The organism is Haemophilus sp. SZY H36 (assembly GCF_018829625.1).
GTDB classification, from domain to species: Bacteria; Pseudomonadota; Gammaproteobacteria; order Enterobacterales; family Pasteurellaceae; genus Haemophilus; species Haemophilus haemolyticus_K.
In genome coordinates, this window is the sequence record NZ_JAHKKA010000008.1 from 15,163 (window position 1) to 29,410 (window position 14,248).

Annotated in this window: 12 protein-coding genes, 1 tRNA gene and 1 rRNA gene; 11 read left to right on the plus strand and 3 right to left on the minus strand. The window is 37.9% G+C overall.

What is annotated here, in order from left to right:
- Positions 1-39: 39 nt before the first annotated feature.
- The 6 genes from iscA to iscX are packed head-to-tail and all read left to right on the plus strand — an operon-like array spanning position 40 to position 4,068.
- Positions 40-363 (plus strand): iron-sulfur cluster assembly protein IscA, encoded by a 324-nt coding sequence (iscA, locus tag KP713_RS08870; RefSeq protein ID WP_140523672.1) that lies wholly within the window; start codon positions 40-42, stop codon positions 361-363.
- A 12-nt stretch (positions 364-375) separates the two neighbouring features.
- On the plus strand, positions 376-897 hold the full coding sequence (gene hscB, locus KP713_RS08875; RefSeq protein ID WP_140523677.1) for a Fe-S protein assembly co-chaperone HscB: 522 nt from the start codon (positions 376-378) through the stop codon (positions 895-897).
- A gap of 30 nt (positions 898-927) precedes the next feature.
- A complete protein-coding gene (locus KP713_RS08880) occupies positions 928-1,614 on the plus strand; it encodes a DUF2625 domain-containing protein (RefSeq protein WP_140523681.1) in 687 nt (228 codons plus the stop codon).
- Positions 1,615-1,632: 18 nt separating this feature from the next.
- Positions 1,633-3,492: a Fe-S protein assembly chaperone HscA gene (hscA, locus tag KP713_RS08885; protein WP_215770421.1), complete on the plus strand. Its 1,860-nt coding sequence runs from the start codon at positions 1,633-1,635 to the stop codon at positions 3,490-3,492.
- Between the two features lie 40 nt (positions 3,493-3,532).
- Positions 3,533-3,874 (plus strand): ISC system 2Fe-2S type ferredoxin, encoded by a 342-nt coding sequence (gene fdx, locus KP713_RS08890; protein ID WP_140523689.1) that lies wholly within the window; start codon positions 3,533-3,535, stop codon positions 3,872-3,874.
- Positions 3,874-4,068, plus strand: coding sequence for a Fe-S cluster assembly protein IscX (iscX, locus tag KP713_RS08895; RefSeq protein WP_005659903.1), 195 nt, complete (start codon positions 3,874-3,876; stop codon positions 4,066-4,068). The genes fdx and iscX overlap by 1 nt, the downstream gene beginning before the upstream one ends.
- A 47-nt stretch (positions 4,069-4,115) precedes the next feature.
- On the opposite strand, the gene KP713_RS08900 is transcribed toward iscX, so the two are convergent.
- Positions 4,116-4,205 (minus strand) — tRNA-Ser (locus KP713_RS08900).
- 152 nt (positions 4,206-4,357) lie between these two features.
- Entirely contained in the window at positions 4,358-7,171 is a 2,814-nt protein-coding gene (rne, locus tag KP713_RS08905) for a ribonuclease E (RefSeq protein ID WP_215770422.1), read from the minus strand.
- 463 nt (positions 7,172-7,634) lie between these two features.
- Between rne and yoaA the strand changes: the two genes are divergently transcribed.
- The 5 genes from yoaA to rnd are packed head-to-tail and all read left to right on the plus strand — an operon-like array spanning position 7,635 to position 13,797.
- Positions 7,635-9,557 carry a DNA repair helicase YoaA gene (gene yoaA, locus KP713_RS08910; protein WP_215770423.1) on the plus strand — a complete coding sequence of 641 codons (1,923 nt, stop codon included), beginning with the start codon at positions 7,635-7,637 and terminating at the stop codon, positions 9,555-9,557.
- A 13-nt stretch (positions 9,558-9,570) separates the two neighbouring features.
- Complete coding sequence (gene tsaB / locus KP713_RS08915) at positions 9,571-10,281, plus strand: tRNA (adenosine(37)-N6)-threonylcarbamoyltransferase complex dimerization subunit type 1 TsaB (protein ID WP_139990414.1); 711 nt, start codon at positions 9,571-9,573, stop codon at positions 10,279-10,281.
- A 24-nt stretch (positions 10,282-10,305) separates the two neighbouring features.
- The gene (locus KP713_RS08920; protein ID WP_215770424.1) at positions 10,306-10,851 is read left to right on the plus strand and encodes a Slp family lipoprotein; all 546 of its coding nucleotides are present in this window, start codon (positions 10,306-10,308) and stop codon (positions 10,849-10,851) included.
- Between the two features lie 42 nt (positions 10,852-10,893).
- Positions 10,894-12,582, plus strand: a complete 1,689-nt coding sequence (gene fadD / locus KP713_RS08925; protein ID WP_215770425.1) for a long-chain-fatty-acid--CoA ligase FadD — start codon at positions 10,894-10,896, stop codon at positions 12,580-12,582.
- Between the two features lie 57 nt (positions 12,583-12,639).
- Positions 12,640-13,797 carry a ribonuclease D gene (gene rnd / locus KP713_RS08930; RefSeq protein WP_215770426.1) on the plus strand — a complete coding sequence of 386 codons (1,158 nt, stop codon included), beginning with the start codon at positions 12,640-12,642 and terminating at the stop codon, positions 13,795-13,797.
- A gap of 325 nt (positions 13,798-14,122) precedes the next feature.
- On the opposite strand, the gene rrf is transcribed toward rnd, so the two are convergent.
- Positions 14,123-14,238 (minus strand): 5S ribosomal RNA (gene rrf / locus KP713_RS08935).
- Positions 14,239-14,248 lie beyond the last annotated feature (10 nt).

Below are 14,248 nucleotides of genomic sequence, written 5' to 3' on the forward strand. Positions count from 1 at the left end.
GTCAGTTTTGACCGCACTTTTAGTGGTTTTGGGGGATATATGAGTATTACATTAACAGAAAAAGCCGCTCAACGAGTGAAAGCTTTTTTGGATAATCGTGGCAAAGGTATTGGTTTGCGTTTAGGAGTGAAAACATCAGGCTGCTCTGGCTTAGCTTATGTTCTTGAATTTGTTGATGTCTTAAATGAGGAAGATCAAGTTTTTGAACAACATGGTGTGAATATTATTGTCGATCCAAAAAGCTTAGTTTATCTCGATGGTATTGAGTTGGATTATGTGAAAGAAGGCTTAAATGAAGGCTTCAAATACAGTAATCCAAATGTAAAAGAATCTTGTGGCTGTGGTGAAAGTTTCCATGTTTAAGGTAATAATCTGATGTTAAATCCTTTTCAAATTTTTGATTTACCCGTTGATTTTCAGTTAGATGAGAAGGTGCTAAATACACGTTATTTAGAATTACAAAAGGCGCTACATCCAGATAATTTTGTATCAAGTAGTGCGTCAGAACAACGCGTTGCGATGCAAAAATCCACCGAAGTGAATGATGCCTTAAAAACGCTAAAAGACCCAATTTTGCGAGCGGAAGCTATCATTTCACTAAATACTGGTAAGCAGATAGATCTTGAGCAAAAAAGTACACAAGATGTGGCGTTTTTAATGCAACAGTTACAGTGGCGAGAACAACTAGAAGAACTTGAAGATCAGAAAGATGAAAAAGCATTAAACGCTTTTGCGAAAGAAATTAAACAAGAAACTCAGTCATTATTGACCGCGCTTTCTCAGAGTCTGACATCCCAACAATGGGCGACAGCATCTCAACAGTGTGATAAATTACGTTTTACTCGTAAGCTTTCTGAAGAAATTGAACGTGTAGAAGAACGCCTTTTTGAACTGTAATAGATCTATATCTCAATATCCCTTGATATTATGCAAACTCTCGAACAACTAATATCTCCAGAAAACTCTGCTTGGCCTATACTTTCCCAATGGATTGAAAGTGCACGTAATCATTGTTATGTCATTAAAAAAGATCAATCAAGTGCAGAACGTGAACTTTTTACCATGCAAATGCCTACGTCATCACCAATGGGTGCAGTAATCTATGAAACAGGTGGAATTTTAATTCATTATGGTTGGTTGCGTATTTTAGGTTCAGGAAGTTTTAAATTACCGCGTGGATTGATGGATTGGAATTTTAGTAAGTCTTTTAGTGAGTCTGGTGAAAAACCAAAGTATTTATTAGTTGCCGATGATGTGATAGGCGGTTACTTTGCATTAAATGGTGGTTCGTTAGGCAATAACCTTGGCAAAATTTATTACTTTTCACCAAAAGATCTCACTTGGCATAATTTAAATTTTACTTATACAGAATTTTTAGCTTGGGCATTGAATGGTGATTTAGAGGCTTTTTATCAAGGTCTATTTTGGCAAAATTGGCAAGAGGATGTGAAACAATTGGATGGTAATCAAATTTTTATATTCTCGCCTGACTTAAGCGAAGAGAGAAAAATAGTGATTGATGAACGTCAAAAACACGAAGTCAATATTGAAACACATTACCAAGCAAGCTTTGCAGAAAAAAATAAATTTGATTTGGCGTATTCCGTCGCATAACCAGTAGAAAAATAGTATATGGCATTATTACAAATTGCAGAACCCGGACAAGCTGCTGCACCGCATCAACATCGTTTAGCCGTTGGGATTGATTTGGGAACAACCAATTCTTTGGTTGCATCCGTGCGTAGTGGGCAATCCGTGATTCTTAATGATGAACAAGAGCGTAGTCTTGTGCCATCGGTCGTTCATTATGGCGTCGCAGAAAAGAAAGTTGGTTTAGAAGCCTTTGAACAAGCCTCACTTGACCCAAAAAATACGGTGATTTCAGTAAAACGTCTAATTGGTCGTAGTCTTGCTGATGTTCAGTCTCGTTATTCTAGTTTGCCTTATGAATTTGTAGCGAGTGAAAATGGATTACCTTTAATTGTTACGGCACAGGGGTCAAAAAGTCCAATTGAAGTATCCTCAGATATTTTATCGCGTTTAAATCATATTGCAGAACAACGCCTTGGTGGCGAGCTTTCTGGGGTTGTGATTACGGTTCCTGCTTATTTCGATGATGCTCAACGTCAAAGTACTAAGGATGCTGCGCGTTTAGCAGGGCTAAATGTATTACGTTTATTGAATGAACCCACTGCAGCCGCAGTCGCTTATGGATTAGATAGCGGTCAGGAAGGGATTATCGCAGTTTATGATTTAGGTGGCGGTACATTTGATATTTCAATTTTACGTTTATCAAAAGGCGTCTTTGAAGTTCTAGCAACAGGTGGCGATACTGCGCTAGGTGGTGATGATTTTGATCATTTAATTGCAGATTGGGTCGTTGAACAAACCCAAGTAAAACCTCAAACCCCAAACCAACAGCGCGAACTGATAACCCTTGCTAGCCAAGCCAAAATGGCTTTAAGCACTGAGAAAAGTGCGGTGATTTCTTGGCAGAATTTTTCAGTAGAAATTTCACGAGAACAATTTAATGAGTTGATTCGTTCACTGGTAAAATGTTCATTGCTAACTTGTCGCCGAGCTTTGAAAGATGCCAACGTTGAATCTGAAGAAGTACAAGCGGTGGTAATGGTTGGTGGTTCAACTCGAGTGCCATACGTACGAGAACAAGTTGGTGAGTTTTTTGGTAAAACACCACTTACCTCTATTGATCCAGACAAAGTTGTGGCACTTGGTGCCGCAATTCAAGCGGATATTTTAGTCGGTAATAAAACTGACTCTGATATGTTGTTGCTTGATGTCGTACCGCTTTCTTTAGGCATTGAGACTATGGGTGGATTAGTGGAAAAAATTATTCCACGTAACACAACAATTCCTGTGGCTCGTGCACAAGAGTTTACTACTTTCAAAGATGGCCAAACAGCAATGACTGTTCATGTCGTACAAGGTGAACGTGAGCTGGTAGATGATTGTCGCTCTTTAGGGCGTTTTACTCTACGAGGTATTCCAGTAATGGCAGCTGGTGCCGCCCATATTCGAGTGACTTATCAAGTCGATGCAGATGGTTTATTAAGTGTAACTGCAATGGAAAAATCGACTAAAGTGCAGGCATCAATTCAAATTAAACCTTCCTATGGTTTAACAGATGAAGAAGTGACCTCAATGATTAAATCTTCTTTTGATAATGCGCAAGAGGATTTACAAGCTCGCGAATTAGCCGAGCAACGAGTAGAAGCGGATCGTGTAATTGAAAGCGTGATTGTTGCGTTACACGCTGATGGGGCTGAATTGCTGAGCACAGAAGAATTTCATCATATTGAAAGTGTGTTAAAACAATTAATGGATGTAAAACAAGGTTCAGATCGTGATGCAATTGCACAAGGCATTAAAGCCTTGGATATCGCTACTCAAGAATTTGCAGCACGTCGAATGAATGCATCGATTAATAAAGCTTTGACTGGCAAAAATTTGTCAGATATTGAAAAACCGTAAAAGTGCGGTCAGATTATTAAATAATTTTGAGGAAAGTGTTATGCCAAAAGTGATTTTTTTACCTAATGAAGAGTTTTGTCCCGAAGGTATGGTTGTTGATGCGGCTGCAGGTGATAACTTATTAGAAGTTGCACACAATGCAGGGGTGGAAATCCATCATGCTTGTGATGGCTCCTGTGCTTGTACAACCTGCCATGTGATTATTCGTGAAGGGTTTGACTCTCTAAATGAAACGAGTGATCAAGAAGAAGATATGCTGGATAAAGCTTGGGGATTAGAAATGGATAGTCGTTTATCTTGCCAATGTGTCGTGGGAGACGAAGATATTGTGGTAGAAATTCCGAAATATAACATTAACCATGCCAATGAGGCTGCCCACTAATGAAATGGACAGATGCCCAATTAATAGCGGAAGAACTTTACGATCGTAATCCAGATTTAGATCCAAAAACAGTTCGTTTTACTGATTTACATAAATGGATTTGTGAACTTGAGGATTTTGACGATGATCCTAATAAATCAAATGAATCAATTCTTGAGGCTATTTTATTGAAATGGTTGGATGAATTTGAATAAATATAAAAAACCTAAGTCAGTGACTTAGGTTTTTTATCAAAATTTGATGGCGGAGGAATAGGGATTCGAACCCTAGGAGGGCGTAAACCCTCGCCGGTTTTCAAGACCGGTGCCTTCAACCACTCGACCATTCCTCCGTGATTTAATGCGCACGCATAATACGTTTTTTGAGAAAGACCGTCAAGCAGAAATTATCTCGTTTTTATCAAGTGATTATTTTTACTGCAACCCCAAAATAAAAAGAATTGACGTAATAAAAATCACGCCAATTCTAACTTTTTATTTTAGATTACTCTGATTCTGCTCGGGTAGGCTCAGAATATACATGGCTAATCGCACAATGATGCCCTGCTGACCCTTTACCATAAAAATAATAACGAGAATCTTGCCATTCAATAATTGGGAATGGCTGAGGCATTTCATCACTCGCTTTTGCCAAAGTCATCTCCGCTTTTGTATGAGTAACTGAAGAAATAGTCCCTAAACGCCCATTAAACTCATAAGTACGAACAAAGGTTGGTTCATTTACAATTTCAGGCTCATTTACGGTAATCGTTGACTCAATAGACTCAACCATTTCTTGAGGTTTATGAGAATTTAAACGCTCTAAAGATTCTTGTACTTTTTTCTGTACAGATTCATTAGCTGGCTGAGTAATAAAATCTAATGCTGGTTTTACTTCAAGAGATTTTTCTTCAACCACAATCCCCATTGCTGGCGTGATAAAACCTTTTTTAGTTTTTTCTTGCTCAAGCAATTCATCCACAGATAAGAAATTATTTTCTTTCTGAGCGTTCACTGTTGAATAGTCCACCCAAGCTTTTCCACTTGCCAATTCAGGTGAAGCTACTGCAGCAAATAATGGCATTGGCGATTTTGGCTCTTGATTACGGCGACGACGTTGATTATTAGCTGCACGTAAATGACGTGGAGTGCGACGTTGACGATCTTGACGTTCAGAACGTTCTTGGTTTTGACGAACTGGTTTTTCATCATCTTGAACGGTTTGAACTTCGACAACATCCACATCTGGCATTTGTTCAACAATGCTTTCGTTATTTTCAACAGCCATCTCATTATCTTCAACACGTACGCGTTTACGCAAATCACGACGTTGACGGCGTTGAGTCACTTGCTCAGTTTTTTCATCCTGAGCCTCAAAAACCGGTGTAGAATTTACCGCACTTTCAGCGATACTTTCCTCCACTAAGTTACGGCGCGGACGGCGTTGATTACGCTCTCGGATATTACGGACTTGTTCTTCGGTTCTTTCCGTTTCGTTATTTTCAGAACGTGGGCGACGAGAAGTACGGCGATCCTGTGAACGGCGTTGATTACGATTAGAATTGCGCGAAGTGCGGTTATTTTTCGGTTTATTTTCTTCAGATTCAGAAGCAAACAAGCCTTTAATCTTCGCAATAATTTTCGCTAACAAAGACGGTTCATTCGATTTACGCTCAACTGGAGTCGGAGCAGCTTCAGAAATAGAAAGCGCCACTGCCGCACTTTCAACCGCTGGTTGTTCAGCAACAACAGTTGTTTCCACATTACGAGAAACAAGAGATTCCTCAGTGCTTTCATCTTTCTCACAGTGAATTTTCGCTAAATTATAGCTCAATTCGTTCACTTCTTCGCCATCGCGTAAGCGGAAAACGCTAAAGTGCGGTGTTTCCATTGCTTCATTTGGCGCAACAATGACATCTACATTGTGACGTTTTTCAATATTGCTAATTGCTTTACGTTTTTCGTTAAGAAGATAAGAAGCAATTTGTACAGGCACAATCGTATGCACTTGCTTGGTGTTTTCTTTCAATGCTTCTTCCTCAATTAAACGCAAGATTGACAAGGAAAGAGATTCGTTATCACGCACTTTACCTGTTCCTTGACAACGAGGACAAATGTGATGTGAAGACTCACCTAGTGAAGGACTTAAACGCTGACGCGACATTTCTAACAAACCGAAGCGAGAAATGCGACTAATTTGAATACGAGCACGATCTTGACGAACTGCATCACGAATACGATTTTCCACTTCTCTTTGGTGACGAACTGGCGTCATATCAATGAAATCGATAACAACTAAACCACCTAAGTCACGCAAACGTAATTGACGCGCAATTTCATCTGCTGCTTCAAGGTTAGTATTTAATGCTGTTTCTTCAATATCTCCACCGCGAGTAGAACGCGCAGAGTTAATATCAATAGCAGTCAGGGCTTCTGTTACATCAATAACGATTGAACCGCCAGAAGGTAAACGCACTTCACGTTGGAATGCTGACTCGATTTGAGATTCAATTTGATAATGGCTGAAAAGAGGCACTTCGCCTTGATAAAGTTTCACGCGATTGATGAAATCTGGGCGAACAAGTTTGATATGCTCTTTTGCTTTTTCAAACACTTTCGGGCTATCAATAAGGATCTCGCCAATATCACGACGCAAATAATCACGAATAGCACGTACAATTACATCACTTTCTTGGTGAATCAAGAAAGGCGCTGGACGATTCTGAGATGCTTGTTTAATCGCTTCCCAATGGTGAAGTAAAACTTTTAAGTCCCACTGCAACTCTTCTGGAGATTTACCCACACCAGCTGTACGAACAATCAACCCAACGCCTTCAGGCACATCTAATGAACTTAATGCCTCTTTTAATTCAGTGCGCTCATCCCCTTCGATACGACGAGAGATACCACCCGCACGCGGATTATTTGGCATAATGACCAAATAACTGCCCGCAAGAGAAACGAAAGTAGTTAAGGCTGCACCTTTGTTTCCGCGCTCTTCTTTATTAACTTGAACGATAACTTCTTGGCCTTCGCTCAAGATATCGCGAATATTCGGACGACCTTGGAAAACATAATCATCGGGAAAATATTCACGAGCAATTTCTTTTAATGGCAAAAAACCATGACGTTCTGCACCATAATCTACAAAAGCCGCTTCTAAGCTTGGCTCAACGCGAGTAATTTTCCCTTTGTAGATATTCGCTTTTTTTTGCTCATGTCCTGGGCTTTCAATATCCAGGTCAAATAAGCGCTGTCCGTCAACTAGCGCTACACGCAACTCTTCTTTTTGAGTCGCATTGATTAACATTCTTTTCATTGTCAATTCTCTTATTAAATATTTAAAAAGACCTCAAAATAAACCGCACTTTGCTTCGTTATCGACCTCGTGTTTCTCGCGCCAGTCAATCTCACGACTGTATGTTGCTGGGTGCATTGATAACGTTATTAAGCATAAACGTTTGCTTTATAAAACAACGCGATATTCCGCACGCGTTGCAAGCGGCTAATTTATTTTAAGAAAAATGTTTGATTATCAATGTCTTACACCAATTGCTGCATTGAATTTTCACCAACAAACATGTCATTTTCCGCATAAATTTTAAGCATAGAAAGACGTCTTATTATCCATGGAAAATAGGGAATTAGCAAGGTATATATGGTTTAATAAATATCGGTTTTATAAATATAAATTAATTATTTCATCTTTGATGATTTCGACTGTCTTTCCTATACGATCACATCAAATTTTGCTAGACTTACCCCAAAAAGTTTTCCTATAAATGAATTATCAAGATCAACTCTCTCACATATTCTCTCTCAATGGACAATTAAGTCAAAATATAAAGGACTTCAGTCCAAGGGCAGAACAACTTAGCATGGCTCAAGCCGTTGGTGATACCATTTATAATAAGTCTTCTCTTGTTATTGAAGCAGGTACAGGCACGGGCAAAACTTTGGCATATCTAGCACCAGTATTACTATTTAACAAAAAAACCATTATTTCAACCGGTTCTAAAAATTTACAAGATCAGCTTTTCAATCGAGATCTTCCTGCTATCAAAAAAGCACTTGATTTCACAGGAAAAATAGCCTTACTCAAAGGAAGAGCAAACTATCTATGTTTAGAACGATTAGATCAAGTTATTGCACAAGGAGTGCTTGGTGATAAATCTGTTTTAACGGATTTAAGTAAAGTTAGAAAGTGGAATAACAGCACAAAAACAGGTGATTTTACTGAATGTGTAGAACTTGCCGAAGACAGCCCTATCATTTCACAGCTAACTAGTACCGCGGAAAGTTGTTTAGGAACTGATTGCCCTAATTATAGCGAATGCTATGTTGCAGCAGCTCGGAGAAAAGCACTAAATGCGGATCTCGTGGTCATTAATCATCATTTGTTTTTTGCTGATATGGCTGTGAAAGAAACTGGATTTGGGGAATTAATTCCTCATGCAGAAGTGATTATTTTTGATGAAGCACATCAATTGCCCGATATTGCCAGTCAATATTTTGGGCAATCGCTCACCTCTCGACAGCTATTTGATTTATGCAAAGATATTAATATTGTTTATCGTACTGAACTAAAAGATATGCTGCAACTTGGCAGCACATCAGATACATTACTTAAAGTTGTACAGGATTTTCGTCTTTTATTAGGTGAAGAAAATAATACTCGTGGAAATTGGCGTGAATTTTATAAACAAAGTGCGGTAAAAAAAGCCTTTGATTTATTACAAGAAAAAATTAATTTTCTCTCCGAGGTGATTAAGCTTACATTAGGGCGTTCACAAACACTCGATAGTATTTTTGAACGTGTCGAATCAATAAAAAGTCAATTAAAGCGCCTAACCGAAACTAATATTGTGGGGTTTTGTTATTGGTATGAGGGAAATGGCCGTCAATTCGGTTTACATATTACACCGCTAACCGTGGCTGACAAATTTGGGGAACAGCTGAAGATCAAAGAGTCTGCATGGATTTTTACTTCCGCAACATTAGAAGTAGGTGGAACCTTTAATCATTTTTGTCAACGATTAGGGATTGAACATGCAACACAAAAGATTTTACATAGTCCATTTAATTATCCTGAACAATCGTTACTTTGTGTTCCTCGTTATTTGCCAACTACCAATAAAACGCACACTTTAACATCATTAGGTGAAATGTTACTGCCAGTAATTGAAGCCAATAAAGGGCGCTGCTTTGTACTTTGCACTTCTTACACAATGATGCGAGGATTAGCAGAATATTTTCGTGAAAAAAGTAGTCTTTCAATTTTAGTACAGGGAGAAACCTCTAAAGGCAAATTATTGGAACAATTCACTTATACCTCTCATAGTGTACTTGTTGCAACATCTAGTTTTTGGGAAGGAATCGATGTTCGCGGTGATGCACTTTCCCTGGTGATTATCGATAAACTTCCGTTTACCGCACCTGATGACCCCTTATTAAAAGCACGTATTGAAGATTGCAAGCTACAGGGAGGCAATCCATTCAATGATATTCAAATTCCAGAAGCCGTGATTACGCTAAAGCAAGGCGTTGGGCGTCTAATTCGAGGTGTAAGCGATCGTGGCGTAGTGATTATTTGTGATAATCGTTTGGTTATGAGAAATTATGGCGAAACGTTTTTAAAGAGTTTGCCAAACTCAAGTCGTACCCGAGATCTCAATAAAGTGATACAATTCTTACAAAATCAATAAATGAGAAAAAATAATGACAAAGCTAACTTTATTAGCATTAGATACCTCTACTGAAGCCTGCTCAGTTGCACTACTATATAACGGTGAAAAAACACATTTAAATGAATTAGCGCAACGCACACACACCAAACGAATTCTTCCTATGATTGATAAAATCTTAGCAAACTCAGGCTTGCATTTAAATCAAGTTAATGCTCTGGCTTTTGGGCGTGGTCCTGGTAGTTTTACAGGTGTAAGAGTAGGTGCTGGTATCGCACAAGGTTTAGCATTAGGTGCTGATTTGCCAGTTATTCCTATATCAAATTTAACAGCAATGGCACAGGCTGCATTTGAATTATATCAAGCTAAAAAAGTTGCAGCCGCAATCGATGCGCGCATGGGGGAAGTATATTTTTCACAACTTATATGTGAAGATGTACACACTAATTTTGGAGCGGTTTCTCAATGGAGAGAAATAACACCAGAGCAAGTTTGCCCACCTGAACAAGCAATTTCTCAACTTCAAAATAACGATATTTTTTATGTAGGTACAGGTTGGGCGGCTTACCCACAATTTACAGAAAAAAATCTGAACGGTTCAGAAATTGAATTGCCAAATGCCTTATATATGTTACCCCTTGCTCAAACAGCATGGAAACAGCAACAAACTATTTCAGCGTTAGAAATTGAGCCTATTTATTTACGAAATGAAGTCACGTGGAAAAAGTTACCTGGACGCGAATAATATCATCGTGGAGGATAAGTGAAAATGAAAGGAAAAATAAGCATATTTTTGACCGCACTTTGTTTAGGTCTAACAGGCTGTATTACTCCACCAAGAGGATTAGAAAATGAACAGTTTTCTATTACTAGCTATAAAGAAATTACATCTCAAGATCTGAGTTGCCACTGTAAAAATATCCGATTAGGCGGCAAAATTGTACAAACTACCATTTTACCTCATCATACTAAAATCGAAGTACTTAGTTTACCGGTATCATCTTTATCTGGAAAACCTTTCGTAGAATCACAATCTGATGGCCGTTTTATCGTTTATTTCGATGGTTTTATAGATCCCGAAAATTTAAAAGACCGTTATATCACAATTGGCGGACAATTAATTGGTTCAGAACCAGGTAAAATAGAACAGGCTAATTATACTTATCCTGTTATTAAACCAAATAAATACCGTCTTTGGACGCTAAGTACAAACTATTATTATCCTGAAGATGATTGGGACGATGTTTGGGGATTCTGGAGATGGCGATACCAGCCTCGGTATATCCAACCCGAAATTCGCTATTATTTGAATTAAATGATAAAATCTTAAAGATTTTCCAACAAATTAGGATAAAAAATGGAAAAAATTTGGTTTCAAAATTATCCAGAAGGTTCTGAAAAATTTCTGGATACTTCAAAATATGAATCTATTTTGGATATGTTCGATAAAGCTGTACGTGAGCACCCCGACCGTCCAGCTTATATCAATATGGGGCAAATACTTACATTCCGAAAATTAGAAGAGCGTAGTCGTGCTTTTGCTGCCTATTTACAAAACGAATTTAAACTTCAACGTGGCGATCGTGTAGCATTGATGATGCCAAACTTATTGCAGTACCCTATTGCACTTTTTGGTATTTTACGGGCCGGTCTGATTGCAGTAAATGTTAACCCACTTTACACACCAAGAGAATTAGAACATCAACTACAAGACAGTGGTGCGGTGGCAATCATTGTTGTATCTAATTTTGCCTCAACCTTAGAAAAAGTTGTCTTCAACACGAATGTAAAACATGTCATTTTAACAAGAATGGGGGATCAGCTCTCTTTCGGTAAACGTACAATCGTTAATTTCGTTGTAAAATATATCAAAAAGCTCGTCCCTAAATACAAGTTGCCACATGCAGTAACATTTCGAGAAGTATTAAGCATCGGAAAATATCGTCAATATGTACGCCCCGATGTTGTTCGAGGAGATCTGGCATTCCTACAATATACTGGAGGTACAACTGGCGTCGCTAAAGGGGCAATGTTAACGCATGGAAATATTATTACTAATGTTTTCCAAGCTAAATGGATCGCAGAACCCTTTATTGGTGATAATACGCGTACTCATTCTGCAATTTTAGCCTTACCGCTCTATCACGTTTTTGCATTAACCGTAAATTGCTTATTATTTTTAGAATTAGGCGTTACCGCAATTTTAATCACTAATCCACGTGATATTGATGGTTTTGTAAAAGAGCTAAAAAAATATCAATTTGAAGCTATTACAGGAGTAAATACGTTATTTAATGCTTTATTGAATAACGAAAACTTCAAAGAGGTGGATTTTTCAGCATTAAAACTCTCTGTCGGTGGAGGAATGGCAATTCAACAATCAGTTGCAACACGTTGGCATGCTCTAACGGGTTGTAATATTATTGAAGGCTACGGCATGACAGAGTGTTCACCGCTTATTGCTGCTTGCCCAATTAATGTAGTAAAACACAATGGCACCATAGGCGTACCAGTTCCAAATACTGACATTAAAATTATCCAAGATGATGGAACCGAAGCCAAAATTGGTGAACCTGGCGAATTATGGGTAAAAGGCGAACAAGTCATGAAAGGTTATTGGCAACGCCCAGAGGCAACAAGTGAAGTTTTAAAAGATGGTTGGATGGCAACTGGCGATATTGTAATTATGGATGAAACTTATAGCCTTCGTATTGTTGATCGTAAAAAAGATATGATACTAGTCTCAGGCTTTAACGTATATCCAAATGAAATTGAAGACGTAGTAATGCTTAATGATAAAGTCTCAGAAGCTGTTGCTATCGGGGTACCACATGAAGTATCAGGTGAAACTATCAAAATTTTTGTAGTAAAAAAAGATGATAGTCTAACACGTGATGAAATTCGCCAGCATTGTCGACAATATCTTACAGGCTATAAAGTTCCAAAAGAAATTGAATTCCGTGATGAATTACCAAAAACGAATGTAGGAAAAATTCTACGTCGCGTACTTCGAGATGAAGAAATCGCAAAACGTTCCGCTCATTAAATAAATGGGATAGCAATATCCCATTTCCTTGTTAAATCTTCCTGTTGAAATACGACAATGATAAAAGAATGCCAAAATTTACCGCACTTTTCTCTTATTACAACTAATACTGAGCTTTCAGAAATTTGCCTTTTGGCCCAACAACAGGATATAGTTGCGTTAGACACCGAATTTATACGCATATCAACTTATTTCCCAAAACTGGGATTAATCCAACTTTATGACGGCAAACGAGTGTCTTTAATTGATCCACTTATGATCACTGATTTTTCGCCTTTTGTTAAACTACTTGCTGATTCTCATGTTCTCAAAGTATTACATTCTTGTAGTGAAGACTTAGTAGTGTTCTCGCAGGAATTTAATCAGTTGCCTACCCCCATGATAGATACACAAATTATGGCTCGTTTCCTTGGACTCGGTATGTCTGCAGGTTTGGCAAAATTAGTCCAACAATATCTGAATATAAAAATAGATAAAGGTGCAACTCGTACTGATTGGATTAAACGTCCTCTTTCAAAAATACAATTACAATATGCGGCGGGTGATGTATGGTATTTACTTCCTCTGTATCACATTCTGCAACAAGAACTCTCCCAAACGCCTTGGTTAAAAGCTGTAAAGGAAGACTGTGAACTCGCACTTATCAAAACATATAAATTAAAAGAACGAGATTCGAATAAAGCCTATTTGGATATTCCAAATGCATGGAAACTGAAGCCTTTAGAATTAGCTCGCTTAAAAGTTTTAGCAACATGGCGACAAAATATTGCTGTAAAGCGAAATTTAGCCTTGTCTTATATTGTAAAATCAGAACATCTTTGGAAAGTAGCAAAGTACAATCCTCGTAATATAGCTGAGATGCTTGAACTGGGTCTAACTCATAATGAGATCCGAATCTATGGAAAAAAAATTCTTCAGCTCCTTGTCCAAGCTAGCCAGATATCTCCTAATAATTATCCACAGAAAATAGTTAGAATTTCTGAAGATCCTCGTTATAAACAAATAATTCGTTCACTACAAGAGCAAGTGACTGCACTCACTCCAGTAGGGCTATCACCAGAAATCATAGCGAGTAAACGAACATTAGAAGAATTAATAAAATGGGTATGGAAAAAAGAATGTTCACCCAATAAATTACCAGAATTACTCATAGGCTGGCGTAAACAAATAGGTGATATATTAGTGAAAGAAATCAAAATAATAACAAATTCCTAGTCTACATATCCAAGAGATCTGAATTAAGTTAACCTCTAATTAGAAGTATTATCTAGTATCTAAACTAAAAAATAGTAATATTTATCTCTCAAGAGATATCTAAAAGATTATTAAGAATACATAAGTTCTGTATATCACAAATCCAATAATACTTGATTTTTTCTAAATAATCGGAATATAGGCCCATATCTCTTTCGGCACGAGCTATTATCTTTAATTCTATTTTTTATAATAGTAGTTAATTAAAATCCATAAACAAAAACCCCAGTCCTTCAACTGGGGTTCTTCTGTTTTTATTTTATTTAATTTAGATTCATATTTGGTAACCTGGCGGTGCCCTACTCTCACATGGGGATGCCCCACACTACCATCGGCATTACAGCGTTTCACTTCTGAGTTCGGTATGGTGTCAGGTGGTTCCACCGCACTATCGCCGCCAGGATAATTCTTT

Bases quoted from the DNA above. Each gene is read 5' to 3' on its own strand.
- rnd (WP_215770426.1), top strand. From the start codon at position 12,640: ATGATAAAAGAATGCCAAAATTTACCGCACTTTTCTCTTATTACAACT.
- hscB (WP_140523677.1), top strand. From the start codon at position 376: ATGTTAAATCCTTTTCAAATTTTTGATTTACCCGTTGATTTTCAGTTA.
- hscA (WP_215770421.1), top strand. From the start codon at position 1,633: ATGGCATTATTACAAATTGCAGAACCCGGACAAGCTGCTGCACCGCAT.
- rne (WP_215770422.1), bottom strand. From the start codon at position 7,171: ATGAAAAGAATGTTAATCAATGCGACTCAAAAAGAAGAGTTGCGTGTA.
- KP713_RS08880 (WP_140523681.1), top strand. From the start codon at position 928: ATGCAAACTCTCGAACAACTAATATCTCCAGAAAACTCTGCTTGGCCT.
- fadD (WP_215770425.1), top strand. From the start codon at position 10,894: ATGGAAAAAATTTGGTTTCAAAATTATCCAGAAGGTTCTGAAAAATTT.
- iscX (WP_005659903.1), top strand. From the start codon at position 3,874: ATGAAATGGACAGATGCCCAATTAATAGCGGAAGAACTTTACGATCGT.
- KP713_RS08920 (WP_215770424.1), top strand. From the start codon at position 10,306: ATGAAAGGAAAAATAAGCATATTTTTGACCGCACTTTGTTTAGGTCTA.
- iscA (WP_140523672.1), top strand. From the start codon at position 40: ATGAGTATTACATTAACAGAAAAAGCCGCTCAACGAGTGAAAGCTTTT.
- fdx (WP_140523689.1), top strand. From the start codon at position 3,533: ATGCCAAAAGTGATTTTTTTACCTAATGAAGAGTTTTGTCCCGAAGGT.
- tsaB (WP_139990414.1), top strand. From the start codon at position 9,571: ATGACAAAGCTAACTTTATTAGCATTAGATACCTCTACTGAAGCCTGC.
- yoaA (WP_215770423.1), top strand. From the start codon at position 7,635: ATGAATTATCAAGATCAACTCTCTCACATATTCTCTCTCAATGGACAA.